Annotated in this window: 10 protein-coding genes and 1 tRNA gene; 3 read left to right on the top strand and 8 right to left on the bottom strand. The window is 42.8% G+C overall.

Annotated features, from left to right (window positions below; translation table 11 throughout):
- Positions 1-135: 135 nt before the first annotated feature.
- Positions 136-933 carry a M50 family metallopeptidase gene (locus tag B3F51_RS03415; protein WP_286945476.1) on the bottom strand — a complete coding sequence of 266 codons (798 nt, stop codon included), beginning with the start codon at positions 931-933 and terminating at the stop codon, positions 136-138.
- Between the two features lie 243 nt (positions 934-1,176).
- Between B3F51_RS03415 and B3F51_RS03410 the strand changes: the two genes are divergently transcribed.
- Positions 1,177-1,938, top strand: coding sequence for a hypothetical protein (locus tag B3F51_RS03410; RefSeq protein ID WP_148638433.1), 762 nt, complete (start codon positions 1,177-1,179; stop codon positions 1,936-1,938).
- Positions 1,939-2,241: 303 nt separating this feature from the next.
- Positions 2,242-2,317 (top strand) — tRNA-Val (locus tag B3F51_RS03405).
- Positions 2,318-2,383: 66 nt separating this feature from the next.
- Here the strand turns inward: B3F51_RS03405 and B3F51_RS03400 are convergent.
- The 6 genes from B3F51_RS03400 to B3F51_RS03375 form a co-directional block, all read right to left on the bottom strand.
- Positions 2,384-2,767: a tyrosine-type recombinase/integrase gene (locus B3F51_RS03400; protein WP_148638431.1), complete on the bottom strand. Its 384-nt coding sequence runs from the start codon at positions 2,765-2,767 to the stop codon at positions 2,384-2,386.
- Positions 2,751-2,981, bottom strand: a complete 231-nt coding sequence (locus B3F51_RS03395) for a type II toxin-antitoxin system MqsA family antitoxin (protein WP_070370429.1) — start codon at positions 2,979-2,981, stop codon at positions 2,751-2,753. The genes B3F51_RS03400 and B3F51_RS03395 overlap by 17 nt, the downstream gene beginning before the upstream one ends.
- The gene (locus tag B3F51_RS03390) at positions 2,978-3,295 is read right to left on the bottom strand and encodes a DUF4258 domain-containing protein (RefSeq protein WP_148638430.1); all 318 of its coding nucleotides are present in this window, start codon (positions 3,293-3,295) and stop codon (positions 2,978-2,980) included. Before B3F51_RS03390 ends, B3F51_RS03395 begins: the two co-directional genes overlap by 4 nt.
- A gap of 68 nt (positions 3,296-3,363) precedes the next feature.
- The gene (locus B3F51_RS03385) at positions 3,364-3,522 is read right to left on the bottom strand and encodes a hypothetical protein (protein ID WP_187389321.1); all 159 of its coding nucleotides are present in this window, start codon (positions 3,520-3,522) and stop codon (positions 3,364-3,366) included.
- A gap of 96 nt (positions 3,523-3,618) precedes the next feature.
- On the bottom strand, positions 3,619-4,323 hold the full coding sequence (locus tag B3F51_RS03380) for a GntR family transcriptional regulator (RefSeq protein ID WP_070370427.1): 705 nt from the start codon (positions 4,321-4,323) through the stop codon (positions 3,619-3,621).
- Between the two features lie 14 nt (positions 4,324-4,337).
- Complete coding sequence (locus B3F51_RS03375; RefSeq protein ID WP_250933672.1) at positions 4,338-4,967, bottom strand: cobalamin B12-binding domain-containing protein; 630 nt, start codon at positions 4,965-4,967, stop codon at positions 4,338-4,340.
- Between the two features lie 214 nt (positions 4,968-5,181).
- On the opposite strand from B3F51_RS03375, the gene B3F51_RS03370 reads away from it, so the two are divergent.
- Complete coding sequence (locus B3F51_RS03370) at positions 5,182-7,176, top strand: fructose-1,6-bisphosphatase (RefSeq protein ID WP_286945472.1); 1,995 nt, start codon at positions 5,182-5,184, stop codon at positions 7,174-7,176.
- Between the two features lie 69 nt (positions 7,177-7,245).
- On the opposite strand, the gene B3F51_RS03365 is transcribed toward B3F51_RS03370, so the two are convergent.
- The coding region (locus B3F51_RS03365) for a formate/nitrite transporter family protein (RefSeq protein WP_286945471.1) at positions 7,246-7,464 on the bottom strand (219 nt) is incomplete at its 5' end.

The following is a 7,464-nucleotide window of genomic DNA, read 5'->3' as shown; positions in this document are numbered from 1 at the left end:
CAGCTCAGGAAATCACTAACAATATTATATCGGAGCAACCAAAAAATTACAAAGATTATCGGGAATAATTGCATAATTTTTGTTCCATACTAAACAAAAAACCATCCACTGATTGGGATGGTTTTTTATGTAAATTCAACGGGCAAAAATTCTGCAAATTAGACTGATACCAAAAGCAATCAAAGAAAAAATGACGGCAATCATTAAAAATGAGGTCATCAGAACATTGTATCTCAGTATATCAACAGCCAGTATGGATTGAAACAAACCAATGGCATTGAGAATCAGCAAGACCAAAAATATAAAAACCAGGCCCTTGAAGGCACCCTTGATATCCGCCGGACTCAGGGAGATATGGGAAGAGATACAAATCGCTAAAAACAAAAACAGGTAAAAGCGACCGTTTTTAAAATTCTCGCTGGAGAAAATTAACTTCAGCAATTCCCCATAAGCACTGAACAGGTCACTAAATGAGGCCACGCTCAAGGTTTCAACCGCCAGACTCTGGGTCACCACTCCCATAAAACTTTCCAGCACCTGGGGTAGCAACAGCGCCAGCAATGCCATGATTACCAGCAGTCCACCAAAAATCGGGGCAATACCAATAAAAAAATTCCCCACCTGATGGTAGATATTTTTAGGATTATAGGCATGATTCACATACCCCATCACCCCATCCCGATCCGGTCGCTGAAACAATTTGATGGCGGTGATTTTATGACCAAAAAGCAGCGCCGTCAGGGCGTGGCTGAGCTCGTGAACAGGGGTTCCAACAATCCCGGTGACCATGATGGCATTTCTGCCCAAACCCTTGTGAAAATTGCGGTTGGATTGTGTTTCCAATATTCCCAGCAGTAGTCCGGCGAGGATAATGACCCCAGTAAAATAAAGGGTTTCCAGACCGGTTTTAGCAAACAGATCAATAATAAACATCGTTTTTCCTTTTGATTATGATTTTTTTGCCCCCGTCCCCCTGCCAGGAAGACGGAGATTTTAACCATTATACCGAAAAAAGATTTAGAATTTCATTAGACGTATCCCTCATCGGCTTTTCTGGAATTTTATTGTGTATCTGTGATTATTACAGTCTTTCTAGGGTATACATTAGAGCAGCATAGAACAATAACTGTTATTTGTGAAAAACTCATTCGAAATGAAAAAGAAAGGATAAACAAAATGAAAAAAAACAGAGTTTTACTTGTTTTCTTTGTATTATTGTCAGTACTTCTACTTGCCGGTTGCGGTGGCAGCAATAATACTGCCAAAACCGATGATGGTACTGGCAACGACGAAAAAAGTGCCAACCTCGATGAAAGCCTCAGTGGCGCAGCGCTTCTCAAAAGCCTGAACTTCAATTTTCCTGATTCACTTAAAATGACCACAAAAACAGTTATGACCGACAATTTAAGTACCACTTCCACCACCTATACCAAAGGGGACAATTTCCGGATGGAAATGGAAATGCCGGAGATCGGCAAACAGATCACCATCTATAATGCCGCAGAAGGGATAACCTACCAGTATACCGAAGGACAGACAACGGGATTTTCATTTAAGGATCAGGAAATGACCACTGATCTGGGCGATCTGAACCTGGATGAAGGCGTCACCAGCATTGACGACATCACCGACATTTTCCCGGATAACGTGGTAGCCCGGGTAGAAACCCTGGACGGTGAAAAAGTGATCTATATTGAAACCACCGAAAACGACCCTGAAAACGGGGTAATGGATATGCATATGTGGTTTTCAACTAAATATGGCGTACCGCTGAAAACCGAAATTCTCAGCAATGGCACGGTGGTTATGAGCTCGATCGTCACCGATATTTCCGCCGATAACATTGCCGACAGTCAGTTTACCCCGCCATCAAACGTTGTCTTCACTGATTTTTCATCGATGAACCTGGATGATCTCACGACTATCCCCGAACCCTGATCGAGACTGTATCCATCACACCGCAAAAGGCCTGGGCACATGCTCAGGCCTTTATTCGTCTAACGATCAGGGACAGCGAATAAAATATCGAACCCACAAACAGTCTGAACAGAAGAGGTTATTGAAATAACAGTCGTATTTGGTATCTTCCACCAGACTACAACCACTGCGGAGATCGCAGTCAATGCAGGAAGGATACTGATTGTTGTAAACCGTGTTCCAGAAGTTCATTGTGAAGTTCTTTTTAAAAAAAAGCTTTACTTTTTGTAAGGATTCAGGTAAAATGATCAAGCAGTAAAAAGTGATCTCGTAGCTCAGCTGGCAGAGCACTACCTTGACATGGTAGGGGTCGATGGTTCAAGTCCATTCGGGATCACCATTTTTCCCATAAGAAAGCCATTTCTTATGGAGCAATCAAGTTGAAAACTACCATTTTAACCGAATTTTAACCGATAGAAATGACATTTGTTTTTTGAGGTGGATCATACAAGGCGTCGATTAAAGACGCTGTTTTTATTTTTTGCTGTTCCAGCACATGGGTATAGGTACCCAATGTCTGGCTTACGTTGCTGTGGCCCAGCAATTCCTGCACCGTTTTCGCCGGCTCTCCCAGTTCAAATAAGCGGGTTGCATAGGTATGCCGCAAATCATGAAAAGTCTTGTCAGTAATACCAATACTGGCATAGACTTTTTTTAGTTCCTGTAAAACGTTGGAAGAATCAAGCGGTGTATTCACAGGCGTTTTTAAAACTTCACAGAAAATATTATTAAATTGGGAGTTTTGAAAACAAATTTTGAGAGTGTGTTTAATTTTAAGCAGTTTTATCATACTCCATAATGGTCAGCTCACTGGCCAGTGCTTCAGCTTTATCGACGAGAATATCCAATTTTTCAGCGACAGAAGATGAAAAGTATTCTTCACCACACTGATCGCATTTATAACAGGGAACATTCTTAATAATGATGATGCAGTTTTTTAGGTTGGCAAAATAGGTGGTGGTCGCTGTTTCCATTGTGCCATTTTTACAGGTTAAACATTTCATTGTTCGAACTCCTTTCTTGTCTTCATATCCGACATCCATTTATCCGGATCTGGATAATAGGCCGTTACGATTTTTGCAGATTCCCCATTACTGGCAATTACGATATGCAGTGGGGTGTCTGGTGCAATGTAACCTAAGATTAAACAGCTTGGTGTCGGGAAATCATCTGGATAGTCTTCAATAATTGAACCTGACATAACGGCAATCCGTATATGCTTTGGTCGGATATTGCGCTGTTTGCATCGTTCAATAACGTGTTGAGTAAAAAAGACAACGTCTTTTTCATATAGTCCTCTTAAATCTTCAATTTTCATATTGTTACAACCTTATATCTGCTAATTGAAAAATATCATTTTCAGCTTCTGAAGTCTGCAATATCATCTTAAATTTCATAAATTTTGAGCTTCTCCCTGATTTTTTTAATGGAATCGATTAAAAAAATCGTTTGTCCCAATTCCATTTCATCAATTCCTTTATCAAGTGCCTTAAACAGTTCTTGTTCAAATAAATTTTGTTTGGGTTCTTTTACTGGTGAGGTCATACAAATTAACGCCTTTCCATTGTTTACCTGGCCAGCAAAATGCCCCCTGCCAGGAAATGTATCTCGTTTTAAACTAACGCATTATCACCAACGCGATTAAAAAGTCGTTTCTGCTGTCAGGGTAAAGTAATTCCGTTTAATATAAAATTCATTATAGCTGATGGGCATGTTATCTTCCATGGAAATGATATTTTGAGATACCAGAAAACAACAGTCGTCATGATCAAGCTGCAGGTTTTCCCGAACTTCCAGAGGGGGGTGAACGATATCGATGTTGAGAATTTTTTTATGCTGGAACTGCAGTTTCCCCTTTTCCATCAGCCCATGAAAATTAGCAAAGTTGATCACGTCTTCCACAATCGGATTTCCCTTCTGATAGGGTAGAAAAATGGACGCATATTGGATCACCTCTTCTTTTATTTTGGTGGCTTTCTGAATTTTAATGACCTTTTCAAAGGAGCCGATCTTCAGTTCCCGCATCAGTTTGCGACCCGGGGTAATAACGCCCACACTGACCAGTTTGACTTCTTCCACTTCCCCCTTCAGGCTGTCGATTTCATCAAAATAGAACTGGTACTGATTGGCCGTGGGTTCACATACATAGTTCCCCTTGCCGGGAATGGTGTAGATATATTTTTCATTTACCAACAAGGCCAGACTTTTGCGCAGAGTGGTTCGGCTGACATCAAACTGCTCAGCCATTTCGTTTTCCGATGGTAATAGATCTCCGGGTTTTAAGATACCTTTTTCAATTTTTCCTTTGATATCATTGACAATATCAAGATATAGAATTTTTCTCATTGCCCATCACCCATTCACTTCAAAAGCCATTGCTTGCAGATACTGACCCCTTCGATGGCATCGCTGGAGTAGTCATCGGCACCTACATATTTGGCATAATCAGTTCCCGCCAGAGCACCTCCTAAAATGATTTTCAGATCTTCCCGGAGCCCCTGGACAACGATTTCATCAATGACTTCCTTGATATTCTCTACTACTGAGGTGAGAATTCCGCTGATTCCCAGAATAGCGGGCTTTTCTTTACGGATAATTTCGATAAACCGTTCCGTGGAAACATCAGTTCCCATGTCAATGACTTCAAACCCTTCAGCTCGGAGCATACTGATAAAGATGTTTTTTCCAACATCGTGGATGTCGTCAAAAACCGTACCCACCACGATTTTTCCCAGACTCTTGCCATTAATGAGCTGGGTACTGTCCATGCCCATCATGCTCAGCAGGTTGGATACCAGTTCCCCGGCCATAATCAGATCGGCGATATAGTACTCCCCTTCTTCATAACGAACCGCCACCCGCTGCAGAGCAAAATTCAGTTGATTGGCAATTGCTTTTTTGTCTTTTCCACTCTCCAGTTCTGCAGCCACCAGGGCCATCGCCCGTTTCTCGTCAATTGCTTCTACTGCGGCAATAATTTTTGTCTCCATTTTTCCCACCTGTATATTAAAACTAAGATTTGTGATCGTTTACCCGGTCTTTTTCAGACTGGCCTGCTATTTCATGAGTCTCATTTTATCACGGAATCTGACTTTTGTCTTTAGCTGACCTTGATATTTTTTAATGGCTTTTTAATGGTTTCAAGTGTATAATCAGGACGAAAACATTTACATCATAATTTGAATTTTAAAGATAGAGGTCGATATGAACGGTTATACAAAAACGCAATTACAAGAAAATCAAAAATATCTGGAGCTGTTGTCTCAAAATTTTCCTAATATTACCAGTGCCGTAGGCGAGGTAGTCAATCTCAAAGCGATCCTCAACCTGCCCAAGGGAACCGAACATTTTCTTACCGATATTCATGGTGAACACGAAGCCTTCAATCACGTCATGCAAAACGCTTCCGGTGCCATTAAGCGCAAAGTTCATCAGGAACTGGGCAACACCATTGCCTTTGAAGAACTGGAAGAGCTATCTACCTTGATTTACTATCCCGAAGAAAAAATTGATCTGATAAAAAAAGAACGGAGCCGGGAATCTCTGGATAATTGGTATAAACTGACCATTTACCGGCTGGTAAAGGTGTGTCGGGCAGCCGCTTCAAAATATACCCGTTCCAAGGTTCGCAAAGCCCTCCCCAAAGATTTTGCCTATATCATGGAAGAACTGCTTCAGGAGGACGAACACCGTTTTAATAAACGGGAGTATTACCATGAGATTATTGAGAGCCTGGTTAATCTGGAACGAGCCCAACACTTTATCGTGGAGATTTCCGGGGTGATCAAACGGCTGACCATTGATCACCTTCATATTATTGGCGATATTTATGACCGGGGGGCCGGTCCTGACGAGGTCATGGATACCCTGATGCGCCATCATTCACTGGATATGCAGTGGGGCAACCACGACATTCTATGGATGGGCGCTGCCGCCGGCAACGCAGCCTGTATCGCCAACGCCGTCCGAATCGCCCTGCGCTATGCCAACATGGATGTGCTGGAAAACGGCTACGGCATTAACCTGTTACCGCTGGCTTCATTTGCCAACCGGGTTTATGGTGACGATCCCTGTACCAAGTTTACTCCCAAAATTTCTGACAGCCACACCGTCTCCGATCAGGAAACAGCGCTGATGTCCAAAATGCACAAGGCCATTGCCATGATCCAATTCAAACTGGAAGAAACCATGATCGACAACCACCCTGAGTACAACATGGCCAAACGGCAACTGTTACGCCGCATTAACTTTGACAATGGCACCGTCGATGTCGAAGGTATTGTTTACCAGCTTAATGACACAAACTTCCCCACCCTGAATCCGACTGACCCCTGTACCCTGACTGAAGAAGAAACACTGGTAATGGATCGTCTTGTTTATGCTTTTTTACACAGTGAAAAGCTTCAGAAACATATCCGATTTATGTATGCCAAGGGCAGTATGTACAAGGTCTTTAATGATAACCTGCTTTTTCACGCCTGCGTCTTGCTAAATGAAGACGGCAGTTTTAAAGCCAAAGAGATCGCCGGGAAAACCTATGTCGGCAAAAGTCTGATGGACAAGTTCGACCAGATGGCTCGGGAAGCCTATTTCGGTAAAACTGACCAGGATGAAAACCCCACCCGCACCGACTTTTTGTGGTTCTTATGGTGCCATGAGGATTCACCCCTCTTCGGCAAAGACAAAATGGCCACCTTTGAGCGTTATTTCATTGATGACAAGGTGCCCCATAAAGAACATCATGCCCCCTTCTACCTGCTGATTGACGACGATGAAGAACTGGCCCGAAAAATTCTGATCGAATTTGGGGTTGACCCGGATCATGGTCACCTGATCAACGGCCATATTCCGGTGAAAGCCACCTCTGGCGAAAGCCCGATCCGGGCCAAAGGGAAACAACTGGTCATTGACGGTGGCTTTGCCCGGGCCTACCAAAAAACCACCGGCATCGCTGGCTATACCCTGACCTACAATTCCTATGGGCTGATTCTGATCAGCCACGATCCTTTTGAATCCGTAGAAAAGGCCATTTCTGACGGGGTTGATATCAAATCCACCCTAATGGTAGTGGAAAAAACCACCGAACGAAAACGAGTTCGCGACACCGATACCGGCAAAGCGATCATGGCTCAAGTGGAGGACTTGGAAATGCTGATCACTGCCTACCGCAAAGGCCTGATCAAGGAAAAACAATACTAAGAATCAACCCCTAAAAAAAGAATCTCCACCAGACTTTGGTAGAGATTCTTTTTCTATTTTCAGCCTTCATTAAGCTGCTTTTTTTGCATAAGTAAAATGATAGCAAACAGGGATAATAATAGCTCCGCCAATAATATTCCCCAGGGTAACCGGAAGAATATTGTTGAGGAATGCCTGAGCCCAGGTTACGTCTGCTCCACATAAAATGCCCATGGGAATAAAGAACATGTTAGCCACGCTATGTTCAAAACCGGACAAAACGAAAAGCATGATGGGGAACCAGATCGC

This window comes from Acetobacterium sp. UBA5834, from assembly GCF_002435675.1.
GTDB classification, from domain to species: Bacteria; Bacillota; Clostridia; order Eubacteriales; family Eubacteriaceae; genus Acetobacterium; species Acetobacterium wieringae.
Note: the sequence above shows the minus strand (reverse complement) of the source record. Positions and strands in the feature narration are given on the sequence as shown.